The following is a 17,253-nucleotide window of genomic DNA, read 5'->3' on the forward strand; positions in this document are numbered from 1 at the left end:
CTCAGGCTCCTTTACGGTGGAGGGTAAAGCGGTTGGCATACGCTTCCGGGTCGCGACCGTCCCACACGGTACCGTCCATCAGCGTGCTGGTACGCAGTAGCTGCGCTGGCGGGGTTATGCCGCCTACGGCCGTCGCCGCGTCGCGCCAGATATCAATACGGTTGACCCTGGCCGCAATATCCGCATAGTCCGGTGCCTGCTTAAGCAGCCCCCAGCGGCGGAACTGCGTCAGGAACCACATGCCGTCCGAGTGCCACGGGAAGCTGACTTCTCCGTCACGAAAGAATTGGATCGGGTGCGCGTCCTGCCAGCGATGACCAGCACCGTTGTCGTATTCGCCCAGCATGCGCCCGGTCAGGTACTGTGCTTTGGTATTGAGCCAGGCGCGCCCGGCAAGGATTTGCGCCGTTTCACGTTTGTTGGCCTCGCTGGCGTCAATCCAGCGCGACGCCTCAAGTACGGCGCTGACCAACGCCCGGGCGGTGTGCGGATGCTTCTCCACCCATTCCCGGCGCGTGCCGAGTACTTTTTCCGGATGATCGGGCCAGATTGCCTGCGAGGTAGCGGCGGTAAATCCGATGCGGTCGTTAATGGCCCGCGCATTCCACGGCTCGCCGACGCAGAAACCGCTCATATTGCCGATGCGCATGTTCATCACCATTTGCGGCGGCGGCACCACCACGGTACGGATATCGGTAAACGGATTGATGTCGGCGCTGGCCAGCCAGTAATAGAGCCACATGGCGTGCGTGCCGGTAGGAAAGGTATGCGCGAAGGTGTAGGTTCCTGGCGCCTGCCCGGTAATCAGCTTTTTCAGCGACGGCGCATCGGTGATCCCCTGCTTCTGCAGCGCAGCAGACAGCGTGATGGCCTGGCCGTTTTGGTTCAGCGTCATCAGATTTGCCATCGCCTGCGGTTTGCTGGCGATGCCCAACTCCAGCCCGTACAAGAGTCCATACAGAACGTGGGCGGCGTCCAGTTCGCCGGAAACCAGTTTGTCACGTACCGCCGCCCAACTGGCCTCTTTGCTGGGCACCAGCGTAATGCCGTACTTTTTATCAAAGCCTTTCAACGCGGCAATCACCAACGGCGCGCAGTCAGTGAGGGGAATGAAGCCCACTCTGACCGTGGTCATTTCTGGCGCGTCAGACCCTGCAGCCCACACCGATGGCATCAGGCCGGAAATCAGGGATGCCCCCCCGATGGCGGCGCTGGCCTGCAGGAATCGCCGCCGCGTTAGCAAAACTGTTCTGTCATCCATACATGCTCCCCATAACAAAAAAAAAGCGCCCGGCAATGCCGAAGCATTGCAGGACGCCTTTATCCTCAAAGCAGACAAACCGCCGTTGGTCTGTTGCTAAACTGTCTGTAGAGATGAATGCAATTCGGATGCCAGAATTTCGCTGGCGCGCTGAGCGGCTTTTACCTCCCGGTGACGTTATTTTGCACCCGAATATGGCAGAGGCTGCTCGTCTGTTGTGCAGCCGCTATCCCTGAATGAGTGATTTCACGGTCAACAGCGCACGGGCGATATCCACCATCCGCTGATTTTTATCCATCGCCATTTTGCGCAGCCGTTGCCAGGCCTGTTCCTCACTCATATTGTGATGATTCATCAGTACACTTTTCGCCTTATCAATCACCTTCCGCTCTTCTAACGTATCCTGTAGCGACGCCAGTTGGCCGCTCATCTGCTCGAGCTGGCGTGCCTGCTGGCGAACCAGCAGCAGAAGCTGTTTGTCGCGACGCAGGCAGAGGTTGTCATCGGCGCTATCATCAAGCCAGTTATCAAGCGGCAGCGCGTTGGCGTCTTCCGCCAGACGCCGCTCAACGGCCTGCATCAGCTCGCCGATCAGCCTCTCCTCCACGTCGCGTAAACGTTCCAGCCGCTGGGTCTGCAACGTAAACCAGCGCAGCGTGCTTTCGCCGTTATCGGCCTGCGGGTGTCGCGTGCAAACCTGTCGACGCAACTGTTCAATCGTGCCAGAGGCTTCACACTGCTGGCGAAAATGCTGCACCAGCGCCGGTGAGGCCAGTGAGCTAAAGGCTTCAAAGCACGGCTGCTGTCCGTCGATCCGATCCACCAGCGCCTGGCGCATAGGCGGCTCAAATTCGCCAAGCGTAAAGCCAATCGCGCCCAATGCCCGCTCTTGCCCCACCAGCTCTTTGCCCTGCATAAAGCTGTACAGGGCCACCATCCCGCGGGCAACGTAGGGGTCATCAATGCTGTCATTAAGTTGCGGGACAATACCGAGCACATGCCGCAGCGCACGGTTGTACTGCGCCATGGCCTGTTGCGCATCTAACGCCTGCCCGCTGACCGCTTCACGCAATGCGGGCAACTGCGCCAGGCACCAGACGGTACCGGCGATGCGATGGCATAGCGTGCTGCTGGCCTGCGGCATAAGCTGCGTAAACAGCGCGTGCAGTTGTCGACATTCCTCATCCACCAGTGCGCGGCTGGCACGGACCTCCGGACCGTAAAGTGACCCACGGGAGCACAACCAAATGTTGGATGCACCGCGTTCGCACTGTAGCATATGCACCAGATGGCTAATGCGCGTCACCAGTTGGCCTGACTGCGCCAACTGGCGAAGCTGGGTATTCTCAAGCTGACGTGCATGGTGAAACCATTGCGTGGCACCGGGGTCTTGCGCATGTGTCATCATCTCTGCTCTCACGGATAACGGGTTTTCCCAAAGAGCTAGCAATATCCATGCCCCCCTGACAACAGGAGTCAAAATGCAAAAGATAGTGATCGTCGCGAACAGTGCGGCCTATGGAAGCGAATCGTTATTTAACAGTCTGCGTCTGGCCATTGCCCTGCGCGAACAGGATGACAGCCTCGATCTGCGACTTTTTTTGATGTCGGACGCGGTAACGGCGGGAATACGCGGGCAGAAGCCGACGGAAGGCTACAATATTCAGCAAATGCTGGAGATCCTGACCGCACAAAATGTGCCGGTGAAACTGTGCAAAACCTGCACCGATGGTCGTGGCATCACCACGCTGCCGTTAATCGACGGCGTTGAAGTCGGAACATTGGTGGAATTAGCCCAGTGGACGCTGGCGGCGGATAAGGTGTTAACCTTCTGATAGACGACTTTTCAGGCAAGCGCACTGAAAGAGCCGGATATTTCCAGATTTAATCTGCCAAGGGCGCGGTTTCGCTAAACGTAAGTACGCCCTTTCAACACTTTTCAGGGATTTTGTCATTTTTGTTTAATCGTTATGCCATTTTTTGATCAAAATCAGCATCCTGCCCCTCCCCCTTTGGTGTTATGCCATGAGTGAAATGTGAACAACATCACGCAGCACTTTCGACAGAAAGTACGTTGTTTTCAAGAACGGGGTGAAAAATGGCATTAGTGAAGGCAAGTTTGAAATTGTTTGGTGGAGATACCGTGGTGGTGCGCTGTTCTGAGCGCTGTCACATTCATCTGATGAGCGAAAAAAATCACGTCAAAGACACGCAGACCGACATTTTAAGCGTGCAGGATCGTGATAACGCATGGTTGACCGTGCCGTATACCGGCACGTGGAATGTTCTGATCGACAGCCACAGCCAGTCGCTGGAACATTCCATCAGTTATATCGCCGCCTGATAGTTAGCTGCCCGAAAGCACTCTCGCTTATCGGGCAGTTCGCCGACTCAGGCAAATCCTGGCCGCATGACCCCTTCCGGTAACACCTCGCCCAGCAATCGTTTGACCGTGACGATCAGTTCGTTCAGGCAATCATCCTGCATGCCTAACCGGGACAGTTCCTGTTCCAGCGAGAACAGATACTGCGCATTGGTCCCCAATGGTCCGCTGGCGGTAGCGATAAGCGGCGCGATCACCTGCGCGCGCGTATCTGCCTCAAACAATGGATGCCGCGGATCCATAATAAAGACCAACGCATTGACCGTCCGCCCGTCATCAAGCGTGAGCTGACACCAAGTCGGAAGATAGCAGCCGGTGATCATTTCGCGCTTCCACAGCAACGTCAACTCTTGCTCCAGCGAGGCATCCGGTAAGCGGTAGGCTACACCGGTGGTGCGGCCCCCTTCTTTCAGGGCCAGCATCCGTCCAGGCTGACACGCCGTGCCTCGTCCCGCCGTCAGGCGCAGGCAAAATGCCCGGTGCCAGCCGACTAACGTGCCGGTACACGACTCCTCAAACTCTAAGGCCGGGTTCCACATCAACGATCCATAACCAAAGATCCACACCGGTCCATCATCTGGTCGGCAAGCGAGTGTGGCAGCCAGTGAGGCTGCCCGTTGTTCCGCTGACCAGAGTAGTGATTCTTCAATAGCACCAAATGCCGTCTTACAGTCGGCATTCAATAAAAAATCACGCGTTAACACCTTACACCTCCGCCACTGCAACGTCCCTGCGACAACTTTTTGACGCCTTCCGGGCTTTTTTGCTGTTCATTTTGAAACCAATATCAGGACAATAGGCAATTCACTGGCTGCATGCAAGGCAACACAGGCTCAACGGCACTTTATATCCTGTACTGATGGCGCGATCGGTACCGACATGTTGCTCGTTATGAGTGTCAATATTTGTGCACCATTAAAACTAACACCTTGTTATTTAAATCGTCTCTAAACAAGATAAATGATTATATTCACTTTGAAGCAAGAAACGGGCCACGCCGTAAAATTACGTAAAAACAGATCGGAAATACCGAGATATCTGTTATTTTTTACATTCTTTAATACATTTATAATTATAAATACCTGCAGAGATGGAGAAGTGAATGACACATGCACATGAGGCGGTAAAAACCCGCCACAAGGAGACCTCGCTCGTCTTCCCGATTTTGGCGCTGGTAGTTCTGTTCTTATGGGGGAGCAGTCAGTCACTACCAGTGGTTATCGGCATTAATGCGCTTGCCCTGGTGGGTATATTAAGCAGTGCATTTAGCGTTGTACGTCACGCAGACGTATTAGCCCACCGACTCGGTGAACCCTATGGTTCCCTGATCCTGAGCCTGTCGGTGGTCATTCTTGAAGTCAGCTTAATTTCTGCATTAATGGCAACGGGCGACGCCGCGCCGACCCTGATGCGTGATACGCTCTATTCAATCATTATGATTGTCACCGGTGGTCTGGTCGGTTTTTCATTACTGTTAGGCGGGCGTAAATTTGCCACCCAGTATATGAATCTGTTTGGTATTAAACAGTATTTGATCGCCCTGTTCCCGCTGGCCATTATTGTGCTGGTGTTCCCGATGGCATTGCCGGGCGCGAATTTCACCACTGCACAGGCGCTACTGGTGGCGTTAATTTCTGCCGCAATGTACGGCGTATTTCTTCTGATTCAGACAAAAACGCACCAGAGCCTGTTTATTTACGAACACGAAGACGAGGGTGACGACGACGACCCGCATCACGGTAAACCGTCAGCGCACAGTAATATGTGGCATGCGGTTTGGCTTATCGTCCATTTAATTGCGGTTATCGCAGTGACCAAAATGAACGCCAACCCACTGGAGACGCTGTTAACGGAACTGAATGCGCCGGTTGCGTTCACAGGTTTCCTTGTCGCATTGCTGATCCTCTCCCCTGAAGGGCTGGGTGCGCTGAAAGCGGTGCTGAGCAATCAGGTACAGCGTGCGATGAATTTGTTCTTCGGCTCCGTGCTCGCCACCATTTCGCTGACAGTTCCGGTTGTAACGCTGATTGCGTGGGCGACGGGTAACGACCTGGTGTTTGGCTTAGGTTCGCCAGAGATGATTGTGATGGTTTCTTCGTTGGTACTGTGCCAAATTTCCTTCTCGACCGGGCGCACGAACGTGCTTAACGGTGCGGCACATCTGGCACTGTTTATCGCCTATCTGATGACGATCTTTGCTTGATTCGCTTTTCTGTCAAACCGAGCGGCCCTTTGCAGGGCCGTTTTTTTTCGCATCCTTTATTGCGGCGGGTAGACCTGCTGCCCATCGACAAACGTCAACAGTGATTCCGTTTGGTGCAGTTTATCTGCCGCAACCGCCAGAATATCCTGATTAATCACGGCAAAATCGGCCAGTTTACCCACACGCAAACTCCCCCGCTGCTGCTCAGCAAACGCCAGCCAGGCGGCGTTTAACGTATACATCTTTAATGCGTCTTCCCGGCTTAACCGCCGATTTTCATGGCGTAGCGTGCCATCGAGCGCTTTACCCGTCACATGATATTCAATGGCATGCCACACGCCTGCGACGCCAATTCGCGTCGCATCCGTACCACCCGCAACAACAATCCCTTGCGCCAGCGCAGGTTGAATGGGTGATGACAGCGCCGCCACCGCTTTACCATTAGCGCGTTCAATCGCGGGAGTTTCAAAATACGGCCCCATTTGAACAGAATAGGCCAAACCGAGTGCTTTCATCCGGGCGAGCGTCTCTGGCGTACCGGTATTTAAATGGGCAATTGACCAGCGCAACGGCGCGATATTATGCGATTTCGCTACATCACTAATGACGTCTAAAATCGCCTCTGCACTGTCATCGGTATAGGCATGTATTTCAACGGGAACGCCTTCCTGCGCCGCCAGTTGTAACACCTTAAACATCTCTTGTTTCGCATCTGAAGACGCGCTAAATCCCGATGACATCCGCACGCCATCATTCATTGCCATGACTACGCTTTCGCCAAAACCTAAGAAGGCGATTTTCCCGTCATCATGGACTGCCGGGCGAAAAGCCAGGCGCTGTTTAAACCACGCAGACTCATGACCTGGCGGCGCTGATAAACGATAACCCACGCGCATTCGGAGAGGGTGTTGTTGCTGGAATTTAAAAAAATCACGATAGGCCTGCTCCTGCCCAGCAGAAGGATCGATAAACCCGACCACACCCCGTTGATTTAAATAGCGGATAAAGGCGTTGAGGTTCTCTTTAACATCGCTGTCCTGGCTAATTTGGGCAAAAAGCTGATTAAAACTGCCGATCGTTCCGCGCAGTTTCCCGGTTGCTGCCCCGTGGTCATTACGTTCTATTTCTATTCCGCCAGGAATATCTGGCGTGGCGGTATTCAGTTTCAGGGTATCAATCGCGTATTGATTTAACAGCGCATAATCATAAAGACTCTGGATATAAGCCGGATTCTCAGGTACCGCCTGATTCAGCTCCTGAAAGGTTGGATCGCGCTTTTCAGCAAATTGCTCGGGGATCCATGAGCCGACAACGGCCACCCATTGTGCGGCCTTTTTCTGTGCTGCCGATTGCGACAGTTTATTCAACGCATCAGGCTAATTTTTAGCATCAAACCAGTAGGTTTCGAATAAAAACGTTCGTCCTCCCCGGATGCCATGCAGGTGCGCATCAATTAACCCTGGGATAACCGTTTTCCCCGCCAGATTAATTTCCTGCGTATTCTGGCCTGACCATTTTTTTATCTGCTCATTATCGCCGACGGCAATAATATGTTGCCCTTTCACCGCCAGCGCCTGGGCGTTGGGCTGTTGGTCATCCAGCGTAATCAGCTGTCCGTTATACAAAATGACATCCGCCTTTTCCTGCGAATATGCCAGAAAGGATGCCCCAATCAACAATGCACTCAACGTCGCATTACGGATAGCAGGCGGCGGCGTGCTAAAGAAAAAACCCATCTTACCTATCATATTTATCTCCCCCTTGTGTGACGATAGTCAGGAAAGCCGGTGTACCAGCGCTAAACTGGCGATTTGCGCACTGGATAACAGGCGTTCAAGTGAGTGTCCGCAACGTGCCTTACCCGACAGACCGAGCATCGTTGTACAAACGAAATCCGTCAGGCCTGGCGCCTCTTCAGGGTGGCGCTGTGCGATAAAGTCATGAATCTTATTTTCTGCAACGCAATAGAAAGCACGGGCGGCATTACGCGCCAGTGGATCGTTGCTATGCGTTCCTTCCAGCACCAGACAGCCTGGTGCGTCTGGATCGGCGGCATAACGGCGTGCCGCTTCTTCAAGCAGAGACGCAAGGCACTCCGCAACCGGTCTGTCGCTTCGCAGAATATCGTCAAATGGAATCGCATCGTTTTGTACGTAGCGGCTAAGGACGCGCTGGTACAGACCGAGTTTATTGCCAAAAGCGGCATAGAAGCTGGGTGGCTTGATGTTCAGCGCCTGAGTGACATCGGCCACGCTAACGGTGTCATAACCCTGGGCGTGAAATAACCGCTGCACTTTGGCCACGGCCAGCTCCGGATCAAAATTACGCGGTCGACCCGGCGCGCGGAAGCATTGTGTAGTACTCATTACAAATCCATTGACAGAAAACCCTGCGGACATTATATATCGATCACTACATAATTGTTCAAGGAATCTCTGATGTCTTCGTTTAGTGGTAAATCAGTGCTGGTGCTTGGCGGCAGCCGTGGAATTGGTGCCGCTATCGTGCGTCGTTTTGCCGCAGATGGCGCAACCGTTAGCTTCACTTATTCAGGCTCCCCCGACGCCGCTAAAGCACTGGCCGAAGAGACAGGTACCCGTACAGCGCAAACCAACAACGCCGATCGCGACGCCGTCATCGCGCGGGTGCGAGAAAGCGGTCCGCTGGATGTGCTGGTGGTCAATGCCGGGATTATTCTGTTTGGCGATGCGCTGGATCAGGACCCTGACACGGTTGAACGCCTTTTCCGTATTAATATCCACGCCCCCTATTACGCAGCGGTGGAAGCGGCGCGACAGATGCCTGACGGCGGGCGAATCATTATTATTGGTTCGGTGAATGGCGACCGTATGCCAATTGCCGGAATGGCCTCTTACGCGCTGAGTAAGTCAGCGTTACAGGGGATGGCAAGAGGACTGGCTCGAGATTTCGGCCCGCGCGGTATTACGGTAAACGTTGTCCAACCGGGTCCCATTGATACCGATGCCAACCCGGCAGAAGGCCCATTGAAAGATCTGATGCACGGCTTTATGGCGCTAAAACGACACGGACGACCAGAGGAAGTGGCCGGCATGGTTGCCTGGCTGTCAGGCCCGGAAGCGGGATTTGTAACGGGGGCAATGCACACGATTGACGGTGCGTTTGGCGCCTGACGACGAGAGTCAAAAAGGCCGGAGAGAATTCTCCGGCCCGCACAGCGTTCTTAGTTCTCAGTATCCAGTTCGTCGAAGCTTTTCACCAGATCATCAACCGCTTTGATCTGGGTGAGGAACTGTTCCAGCTTCGCCAGCGGCAGCGCGGAAGGACCGTCACATTTCGCATTGGCTGGATCCGGATGTGCTTCAATGAACAGACCCGCCAGACCCACCGCCATACCGGCACGCGCCAGTTCAGTCACCTGCGCACGACGACCGCCGCTTGCAGCACCGAACGGGTCACGGCACTGCAGCGCGTGGGTAACGTCAAAAATAACCGGTGAGTTACCGGAAACTTTCTTCATCACGCCAAAGCCCAGCATATCCACAACCAGGTTGTCGTAACCGAAGTTTGCGCCACGATCGCACAGAATAACCTTGTCGTTGCCACCTTCATGGAATTTATCCACGATATTACCCATTTGACCTGGGCTTACGAACTGCGGTTTTTTGACGTTGATAACGGCACCGGTTTTCGCCATCGCTTCAACCAGATCGGTCTGGCGAGCGAGGAAAGCCGGAAGCTGAATCACGTCCACAACGTCAGCCACAGGCTGCGCCTGGCTGGCTTCATGCACGTCGGTGATCACTTTTACGCCAAAGGTTTGTTTCAGTTCCTGGAAGATTTTCATCCCTTCTTCAAGGCCCGGACCACGATAAGAGTGGATGGAAGAACGGTTGGCTTTATCAAAGGAGGCTTTGAACACGTAAGGGATACCCAGTTTCTGAGTAACGGTTACGTAGTGCTCACAAATGCGCATCGCCAGATCGCGGGATTCCAGCACGTTCATGCCGCCAAACAGCACGAATGGCAGGTCATTTGCCACGTTGATGTCGCCAATGCTAACCACTTTTTGTTTCATAGGATCGCCTTAAACGGTAGGTAAAGTGTCATTAATCAATGCAATACAATATGCTTGTGCGAAATAGTATTTATCTGCGCACGGATCATTTCGCTGATCGGGTCTTCCGGACACTGCTCAACGAAATAACTTAAATCGGTTAACGCAACATGTTCACATTCCAGCTGCGCGTAGATCAATCCGCGATCGCGTATTTCATACGGATCTTCAGGATTAAACTGCAATAAGGCTTCACTGGCGCGCAGTGCCAGCTCCATTTGCCGTTCTTCCATCAGCGATGATTTCAGCGTGTCGAGCAGTTTGCGGATCACTTCCGCGTTATCCGCCTCATCGAGATCTTCGTTAAACAGCTCAGCTACCGGGCTGATATTGCCCTTTAGCCACACTTCCAGCGTGTGCTCATTTAACGTTTCGCCATTGAACGGGTTAATCAACCACATTTCGCCTTCCAGTGATTCAATGCGCAGAATTAACTGCGTCGGGAAAATCACCGGCACCAGCGGCAGATCCAGCCGATTGGCCAGCCACAATAAGATGGCGCCAAGCGAGACTGCGCTGCCCTGACGATTTTTCAGGACCTGGTCGAGCCAAAGTGCATCAGAAAGACGATAGACGCCGCGGGTATCCGTAAACCCCCAGTCGCCGTAAAAAAGTGCCAGCAATTTTTCCAGTTGCTCATCCTGAGACAGGAGCTGGCTAATTTCTTCATGCGCGAGGCTGGCCAGACGTTCCAGTTCGTCGTAGACAGATTGCGTAGGGAAATCCAGGCGGATAGACTCCGATGCCAGGATCATCCCATCGCACAATGGCGCTTTATTAAATTCGAAATCAGCTAACGACCTCATGATTACCCCAGTAACGGTATTTTTGTGGTGGCGAGTTTAATGATGATGTACAGCACCACCAGCGCCAGCGGAAAGGCGATTAAACGCGCCTGCTGGCTGCGCGCCCGACGATAATCGAGCGCAATAAAACCCAAAACGATGTAAATGATAACCCCAAACAGCTTTTCAGTCAGCCATGTCCCCTGTTCGGTGAATGGCAGGATGTGCGTTTTAGCGATCAACGCTACGCCGCTGAGTAACAAAACGGTATCAATGACCGGCGGAGCAATCCGCGTCCAGCGCGCTGACGCAAGGCGTGCTTGCGTGTAACGCCACCAAAAACGCAGCGTGAGCAGCCCCACGGACAGCGCAATGCTAATAAGATGAACGCCGAGCAACAGGCTGAAGGTGGTCATGCAGCGAGGCGCCCGAGCGTAATGCGCTCGTTGCCGCCGTAATCACGACAGGTTTCGACCGCCTGGTATCCACTGCGCGTAAACGCGTCACGCACCGCCTGCCCCTGCTGCCAGCCGTGTTCCAGTAGCAAATAACCGCCAGGGGTTAACATGTATTTAGACTGTTCGATAATATGCACAATATCCGCCAGGCCACTCGCGCCCGCCACCAGCGCGGTCAGCGGCTCAAAACGTACATCGCCTTGTGCCAGATGCGGGTCCTGCTCATCAATGTACGGTGGGTTACTGACGATCATGTCGAACTGCTGCCCCTGTAAAGCGCTGAACCAGTCGCTTTGCAGCACGCGCACATTGTTGATGCCCAGATGCTGCGTATTGCGGATCGCCAGCGCCACGGCGTCCGGCATCCGATCAACCGCCGTCACGTCGCAGTCCGGGCGCTCGGAAGCCAGCGCCAGCGCAATAGCGCCCGTACCGGTCCCCAAATCCACAATGCGGCACGCAGAGGCAGGCAGGCGTGCCAGCGCCTGCTCGACTAAGCATTCGGTGTCCGGACGTGGAATAAGCGTCGCCGGTGACACGAACAGCGGCAGCGACCAGAACTCGCGAACGCCGGTTAAGTGCGCCACCGGCTCTCCCCGTTGACGACGCGCCACCAGCGCGTTCAGCTGTTCCTGCTGTGCCGCGGTTAATACCGTTTCACCAAACGCCAGAATAAAGGTACGCCCTTTGCCGGTAACGGTCTCGAGTAAGATCTCGGCGTCGCGGCGCGGGCTTTCGCTGTTCTGTAATTGGGCTATTGCTTCACGCAACCAGTGCTGATAATCCATTAATCCTGCTCGGACAACGCCGCCAACTGGTCGGCCTGGTATTCCTGGACAATCGGCTCAATGAGCATATCCAGTTTCCCTTCCATCGCTTCGTCCAGACGGTAGAGCGTCAGGTTGATGCGGTGATCGGTTACGCGACCCTGTGGGAAGTTATAGGTACGGTTACGATCGCTGCGATCGCCGCTGCCTAACAGGTTGCGGCGCTCGGAGGCTTCCGCCTGCTGGCGTCGCGCCACTTCGGCGGCACGAATACGTGAGCCCAGCACCGACATCGCTTTAGCTTTGTTTTTGTGCTGTGAACGTTCGTCCTGACATTCAACCACAATACCGGTCGGTAAGTGGGTAATACGAATAGCCGAGTCGGTGGTGTTAACGTGCTGACCACCGGCCCCCGATGAACGGAAGGTATCAATGCGCAGGTCAGCCGGATTGATGTCCGGCAGTTCCGCTTCCGGCAGCTCAGGCATTACCGCGACCGTACAGGCAGAGGTATGGATACGCCCCTGAGATTCGGTGGCCGGAACGCGCTGTACGCGATGACCGCCGGACTCGAACTTCAGTCGACCATACACGCCATCGCCGCTCACTTTGGCAATAATTTCTTTATAGCCACCGTGTTCACCTTCGTTGGCGCTCATGATCTCCACGCGCCAGCGGCGGGATTCAGCGTAACGGCTGTACATACGGAACAGATCGCCTGCAAACAGCGCCGCTTCATCGCCGCCGGTTCCGGCACGCACTTCAAGAAACGCATTACGTTCGTCATCCGGATCTTTCGGCAGCAGCAGCACTTGCAGATGCTGTTCCAGCTGTTCACATTTTTCTTTTGCTTCGCGCAGTTCATCCTGCGCCATCTCACGCATTTCAGGATCGTCGAGCATCATCTGTGCTGTTTCGATATCATCCTGAACCTGTTGCCAGTCCGTGAAACAACGAGAAACATCGCTTAACTGGGCATATTCGCGCGACAGCGCACGAAAGCGATCCTGGTCTGCGATGGTTCCCGCATCGCCGAGCAGCGCCTGAACTTCTTCATGGCGTTCATGCAGGGCTTCCAGTTTGGCAACGATAGAAGGCTTCATAGGCGTAAATGCACCCTGTAAAAATAAGATTGGTGTGCTGCTACTCCAGCCCGAGGCTGTTGCGCAGAATATTCAGGCGTTCACTATCCCCGTCACGGGCAGCCTGTTGAAGAGATTTGGTTGGTGCATGGATCAGGCGGTTAGTCAGTTTCCAGGCCAGATCTTGCATAATGGCTTGCGCATCACCGCCCTGTTGAAGAGCAGCCAACGCTTTGGCGGTCAGTTCATCACGCACTTGTTCTGACTGACTGCGATATTCGCGGATGGTGTCACTCGCGCTTTGGGCGCGGAGCCAGGCCATAAATTCGCTGGTTTCCTGCTCGACGATCGTTTCGGCTTCCACCGCCGCCGCTTTACGCTGCGCCAGATTATGCGAAATGATGCTTTGCAGGTCGTCAACGCTGTACAAGTAAGCGTTCGACAGTTTGCCGACCTCCGGCTCAACATCGCGCGGTACGGCGATATCGACCAGCAGCATCGGCTGATTGCGGCGGTTTTTCAGCGCGCGCTCCACCATCCCTTTACCGATAATCGGCAGCGGGCTGGCGGTAGAACTGATAATGATATCGGCGTCCTGTAAACGTGCGTCGATATCACTCAATGAGATCACCTCAGCGCCGACTTCGTCTGCCAGCACCTGCGCACGTTCACGCGTACGGTTGGCGATGATCATCTTCTTCACTTTGTGTTCGCGTAGATGACGCGCCACCAGTTCGATGGTCTCACCTGCGCCAACCAGCAGTACGGTTACCGTGGACAGCGATTCAAAGATTTGTCGCGCCAGCGTACAGGCCGCAAAAGCAACGGACACGGCACTGGCGCCGATGTCGGTTTCGGTGCGGACACGTTTGGCGACGGAGAACGATTTCTGGAACATGCGCTCCAGCGCACTGGCGTTCAGGTGGCCTTTTTGCGAATCCGCAAAGGCTTTTTTCACCTGGCCGAGAATTTGTGGCTCGCCGAGTACCAGCGAATCCAGGCCGCTGGCAACCCGCATCAGATGGCTGACGGCGTCGTTGTCCTGATGCCAGTAAAGGCTGCTGCGCAGTTCTTCTTCATTCAGATTATGGTATTCGCACAGCCAACGGATCAGCGCCTCTTGCAGGTTATCCTGCTCTTCGACGCTGAGATACAGCTCCGTGCGGTTACACGTCGACAGCACTACCCCGCCTTGCACCATTGGCTGCGCAAGCAGGCTGTCCAGCGCCTGATCGAGCGTATCCGGCGAAAACGTTACGCGTTCTCGCAGCGATACAGGTGCCGTTTTATGGTTAATACCAAGCGCTAAAAGGGTCATGTGTGCGGGAATAGTACCAGCGTTGATAAGGTTAGACTGCGGGCATCATACAGGATGCGTGCGGCCAATAAAAGAGACTGCCCCCTTTTGGAGTAATAGCTTAGTGCACAAATTTTAGTGATTTAAGATAACGTGAACGTAGACGAGGTCAGATGGCGGCGCTAGCATTAAGAACTATAACTGCAACGTATCTCAAGGATTTGTCATCATTATGACCCTGCCTGATTTTCGCCTGATCCGCCTGCTGCCGCTGGCAAGCCTGGTCCTCACCGCCTGTACACTCAATGCGCCGAAAGGTCCTGGCAAAAGTCCGGACTCCCCGCAGTGGCGTCAGCACCAGCAGGAAGTGCGTGCGCTGCACCAGTATCAGACGCGCGGCGCGTTTGCCTACATTTCCGAACAGCAGAAGGTCTATGCCCGCTTCTTCTGGCAGCAAACCGGTCAGGATAACTATCGTCTGCTGCTGACCAATCCGCTGGGCAGTACCGAACTGGAACTGAAAGCCCAGCCGGGCAACGTCGAGCTTGTCGATAATAAAGGCAAGCATTATACCGCCGATGACGCCGAAGAAATGATTGGCAAACTGACCGGAATGCCGATTCCGCTCAATAGCCTGCGTCAGTGGATCCTCGGTCTGCCGGGCGATGCCACCGATTACAAACTTGACGCGCAGTACCGTCTGAGCGAAGTCAACTACAGCCAGAACGGTAAGCGCTGGAAAGTGGTGTACAGCGCCTACGACAGCAAAACGCAGCCAGCGATGCCCGCTAACATGGAACTGTCCGACGGCGACCAGCGCATTAAGCTGAAAATGGATAACTGGATCGTGAAATGATGACCCATTGGCCCTCTCCGGCAAAACTGAATCTGTTTTTATACATCACCGGACAGCGTGCGGATGGTTATCACACGCTGCAGACGCTGTTTCAGTTTCTCGATTACGGCGATGATATCCGCATTGAGGTGCGCGATGACGGCGACATTCATCTACTCACCCCGGTTGCGGGTGTGGAGCATGAAGATAACCTGATCGTGCGCGCCGCGCGTTTGCTGATGAAAACTGCCGCAGAAAGTGGACGCTTGCCCGCCGGGCGCGGCGCGGCCATCAGCATTGATAAGCGCCTGCCAATGGGCGGGGGTCTGGGCGGAGGCTCCTCGAATGCCGCAACGGTTCTGGTGGCGCTGAACCACCTCTGGCAGTGCGGGCTGTCCGTCGATGAACTGGCAACCATCGGATTAACTCTGGGTGCCGACGTGCCGGTATTTGTACGCGGACACGCGGCCTTCGCCGAGGGGGTGGGAGAAATTCTCACGCCGGTCAATCCACCGGAAAAATGGTACCTGGTTGCTCATCCTGGCGTCAGTATTCCGACGCCGGTGATTTTTAAAGACCCGGAACTCCCGCGCAACACGCCAAAAAGGTCAATAGAAACGTTACTAAAATGTGAATTCGGCAATGATTGCGAGGTTATCGCAAGAAAACGTTTTCGCGAGGTTGATGCGGTGCTTTCTTGGCTGTTAGAATATGCGCCGTCGCGCCTGACTGGTACAGGGGCCTGTGTCTTTGCTGAATTTGATACAGAGTCTCGTGCTCGCCAGGTGCTTGAGCAAGCCCCGGAATGGCTCGAAGGCTTTGTGGCGAAAGGTGTCAACCTCTCCCCATTGCACAGAGCGTTACTCTAAATCATTCGGGTTTCAGGAAGATGGCGAGATGACGAATCGCCAGGAGCATACAAAAGTATGTGACTGGTGTGAGGAATTGATGCCAGCGCACATGAAACTCGAGAGATAACGAGTAAGCCGGGCAAGCTGAGTTGCGGTGACAACGTCACCCCGTTCCAGACGTTGCATCGCGCTCTTTAATACACCGCCTGGAGAGGATACTGCCTGGCCCGCACAGTTTTCGGCAGATTCTTTCCACCAATGGACGCATGCCTGAGGTTCTTCTCGTGCCTGATATGAAGCTTTTTGCTGGTAACGCCACCCCGGAACTAGCACAACGTATTGCCAACCGCCTGTACACTTCACTCGGCGACGCCGCTGTAGGTCGCTTTAGCGACGGCGAAGTCAGCGTACAAATTAATGAAAATGTACGCGGTGGTGATATTTTCATCATCCAGTCCACTTGTGCCCCTACTAACGACAACCTGATGGAATTGGTCGTTATGGTCGATGCTCTGCGCCGTGCTTCCGCAGGCCGTATCACCGCCGTTATTCCTTACTTCGGCTATGCACGCCAGGATCGTCGCGTACGTTCCGCTCGTGTACCGATTACCGCAAAAGTCGTCGCTGACTTCCTGTCAAGCGTTGGCGTTGACCGCGTCCTCACCGTTGACCTGCATGCTGAACAGATCCAGGGCTTCTTTGACGTACCGGTTGATAACGTATTCGGTAGCCCAATTCTGTTAGAAGACATGCTGCAGCTGAACCTGGACAACCCGATTGTGGTTTCTCCAGACATCGGTGGCGTCGTGCGTGCCCGCGCTATCGCTAAGCTGCTGAACGATACCGATATGGCTATCATCGACAAACGTCGCCCGCGTGCGAACGTTTCTCAGGTGATGCACATTATTGGTGACGTTGCAGGTCGTGACTGCGTCCTGGTTGATGACATGATCGATACCGGCGGTACGCTGTGCAAAGCAGCAGAAGCGCTGAAAGAACGTGGTGCCAAACGCGTATTTGCTTACGCAACTCACCCGATCTTCTCAGGCAATGCGGCAAACAACCTGCGCAACTCGGTGATTGATGAAGTCGTGGTTTGTGACACCATTCCACTGACCGACGAAATCAAAGCACTGCCGAACGTGCGTACGTTGACCCTGTCGGGTATGCTGGCCGAAGCGATTCGTCGTATCAGCAACGAAGAATCCATCTCTGCTATGTTCGAGCATTAATCG

General features: G+C 54.5%; 17 protein-coding genes and 1 pseudogene. 7 read left to right on the plus strand and 11 right to left on the minus strand.

The window, feature by feature from the left end:
• Position 1 precedes the first annotated feature (1 nt).
• Both FDW88_RS00705 and nasR read right to left on the minus strand, forming a co-directional pair.
• Positions 2-1,261, minus strand: a complete 1,260-nt coding sequence (locus FDW88_RS00705; protein WP_137361819.1) for a CmpA/NrtA family ABC transporter substrate-binding protein — start codon at positions 1,259-1,261, stop codon at positions 2-4.
• Positions 1,262-1,487: 226 nt separating this feature from the next.
• Positions 1,488-2,669, minus strand: a complete 1,182-nt coding sequence (nasR, locus tag FDW88_RS00710) for a nitrate regulatory protein NasR (RefSeq protein ID WP_117342907.1) — start codon at positions 2,667-2,669, stop codon at positions 1,488-1,490.
• Between the two features lie 73 nt (positions 2,670-2,742).
• Between nasR and FDW88_RS00715 the strand changes: the two genes are divergently transcribed.
• Together FDW88_RS00715 and FDW88_RS00720 are read left to right on the plus strand one after the other, a co-directional pair.
• Positions 2,743-3,096 (plus strand): DsrE/DsrF/TusD sulfur relay family protein, encoded by a 354-nt coding sequence (locus tag FDW88_RS00715; protein WP_137361820.1) that lies wholly within the window; start codon positions 2,743-2,745, stop codon positions 3,094-3,096.
• Positions 3,097-3,359: 263 nt separating this feature from the next.
• Entirely contained in the window at positions 3,360-3,605 is a 246-nt protein-coding gene (locus tag FDW88_RS00720) for a DUF1883 domain-containing protein (protein ID WP_096756773.1), read from the plus strand.
• A gap of 47 nt (positions 3,606-3,652) precedes the next feature.
• On the opposite strand, the gene FDW88_RS00725 is transcribed toward FDW88_RS00720, so the two are convergent.
• On the minus strand, positions 3,653-4,348 hold the full coding sequence (locus FDW88_RS00725; RefSeq protein WP_137361821.1) for a gamma-glutamylcyclotransferase: 696 nt from the start codon (positions 4,346-4,348) through the stop codon (positions 3,653-3,655).
• A gap of 398 nt (positions 4,349-4,746) precedes the next feature.
• Here FDW88_RS00725 and chaA point away from each other — a divergent pair, with 398 nt between their 5' ends.
• Positions 4,747-5,847, plus strand: coding sequence for a sodium-potassium/proton antiporter ChaA (chaA, locus tag FDW88_RS00730; protein WP_115258290.1), 1,101 nt, complete (start codon positions 4,747-4,749; stop codon positions 5,845-5,847).
• A gap of 56 nt (positions 5,848-5,903) precedes the next feature.
• Here the strand turns inward: chaA and FDW88_RS00735 are convergent.
• Both FDW88_RS00735 and FDW88_RS00740 read right to left on the minus strand, forming a co-directional pair.
• Positions 5,904-7,595, minus strand: a pseudogene (locus FDW88_RS00735) (amidohydrolase).
• Positions 7,596-7,622: 27 nt separating this feature from the next.
• On the minus strand, positions 7,623-8,213 hold the full coding sequence (locus FDW88_RS00740; RefSeq protein ID WP_137361822.1) for a TetR/AcrR family transcriptional regulator: 591 nt from the start codon (positions 8,211-8,213) through the stop codon (positions 7,623-7,625).
• Positions 8,214-8,285: 72 nt separating this feature from the next.
• On the opposite strand from FDW88_RS00740, the gene bdcA reads away from it, so the two are divergent.
• Positions 8,286-8,999 (plus strand): SDR family oxidoreductase, encoded by a 714-nt coding sequence (gene bdcA, locus FDW88_RS00745; RefSeq protein ID WP_137361823.1) that lies wholly within the window; start codon positions 8,286-8,288, stop codon positions 8,997-8,999.
• 50 nt (positions 9,000-9,049) lie between these two features.
• Here bdcA and kdsA read toward each other — a convergent pair whose 3' ends face one another.
• From kdsA to hemA, 6 genes are read right to left on the minus strand one after another with little or no spacing between them, the layout of a single operon-like run.
• Positions 9,050-9,904, minus strand: coding sequence for a 3-deoxy-8-phosphooctulonate synthase (kdsA, locus tag FDW88_RS00750; protein WP_096756770.1), 855 nt, complete (start codon positions 9,902-9,904; stop codon positions 9,050-9,052).
• 35 nt (positions 9,905-9,939) lie between these two features.
• A complete protein-coding gene (gene sirB1, locus FDW88_RS00755; protein WP_096756769.1) occupies positions 9,940-10,749 on the minus strand; it encodes an invasion regulator SirB1 in 810 nt (269 codons plus the stop codon).
• A gap of 2 nt (positions 10,750-10,751) precedes the next feature.
• A complete protein-coding gene (gene sirB2 / locus FDW88_RS00760) occupies positions 10,752-11,144 on the minus strand; it encodes an invasion regulator SirB2 (RefSeq protein ID WP_096756768.1) in 393 nt (130 codons plus the stop codon).
• Entirely contained in the window at positions 11,141-11,974 is an 834-nt protein-coding gene (prmC, locus tag FDW88_RS00765) for a peptide chain release factor N(5)-glutamine methyltransferase (protein WP_137361824.1), read from the minus strand. Before prmC ends, sirB2 begins: the two co-directional genes overlap by 4 nt.
• Positions 11,974-13,056, minus strand: coding sequence for a peptide chain release factor 1 (gene prfA, locus FDW88_RS00770; RefSeq protein ID WP_115258288.1), 1,083 nt, complete (start codon positions 13,054-13,056; stop codon positions 11,974-11,976). Before prfA ends, prmC begins: the two co-directional genes overlap by 1 nt.
• A gap of 40 nt (positions 13,057-13,096) precedes the next feature.
• Positions 13,097-14,353 carry a glutamyl-tRNA reductase gene (gene hemA / locus FDW88_RS00775; RefSeq protein ID WP_096756765.1) on the minus strand — a complete coding sequence of 419 codons (1,257 nt, stop codon included), beginning with the start codon at positions 14,351-14,353 and terminating at the stop codon, positions 13,097-13,099.
• Positions 14,354-14,564: 211 nt separating this feature from the next.
• On the opposite strand from hemA, the gene lolB reads away from it, so the two are divergent.
• The 3 genes from lolB (at position 14,565) to prs (ending at position 17,250) form a co-directional block, all read left to right on the plus strand.
• On the plus strand, positions 14,565-15,188 hold the full coding sequence (lolB, locus tag FDW88_RS00780) for a lipoprotein insertase outer membrane protein LolB (protein WP_117342909.1): 624 nt from the start codon (positions 14,565-14,567) through the stop codon (positions 15,186-15,188).
• Positions 15,185-16,036, plus strand: a complete 852-nt coding sequence (gene ispE, locus FDW88_RS00785; RefSeq protein ID WP_135911905.1) for a 4-(cytidine 5'-diphospho)-2-C-methyl-D-erythritol kinase — start codon at positions 15,185-15,187, stop codon at positions 16,034-16,036. Before lolB ends, ispE begins: the two co-directional genes overlap by 4 nt.
• Positions 16,037-16,302: 266 nt before the next feature.
• A complete protein-coding gene (gene prs, locus FDW88_RS00790) occupies positions 16,303-17,250 on the plus strand; it encodes a ribose-phosphate diphosphokinase (protein ID WP_001518537.1) in 948 nt (315 codons plus the stop codon).
• Positions 17,251-17,253: the final 3 nt, after the last annotated feature.

Origin of the sequence: Citrobacter sp. wls829, from assembly GCF_005280825.1 — a bacterium.
Taxonomy (GTDB): Bacteria; Pseudomonadota; Gammaproteobacteria; order Enterobacterales; family Enterobacteriaceae; genus Citrobacter; species Citrobacter gillenii.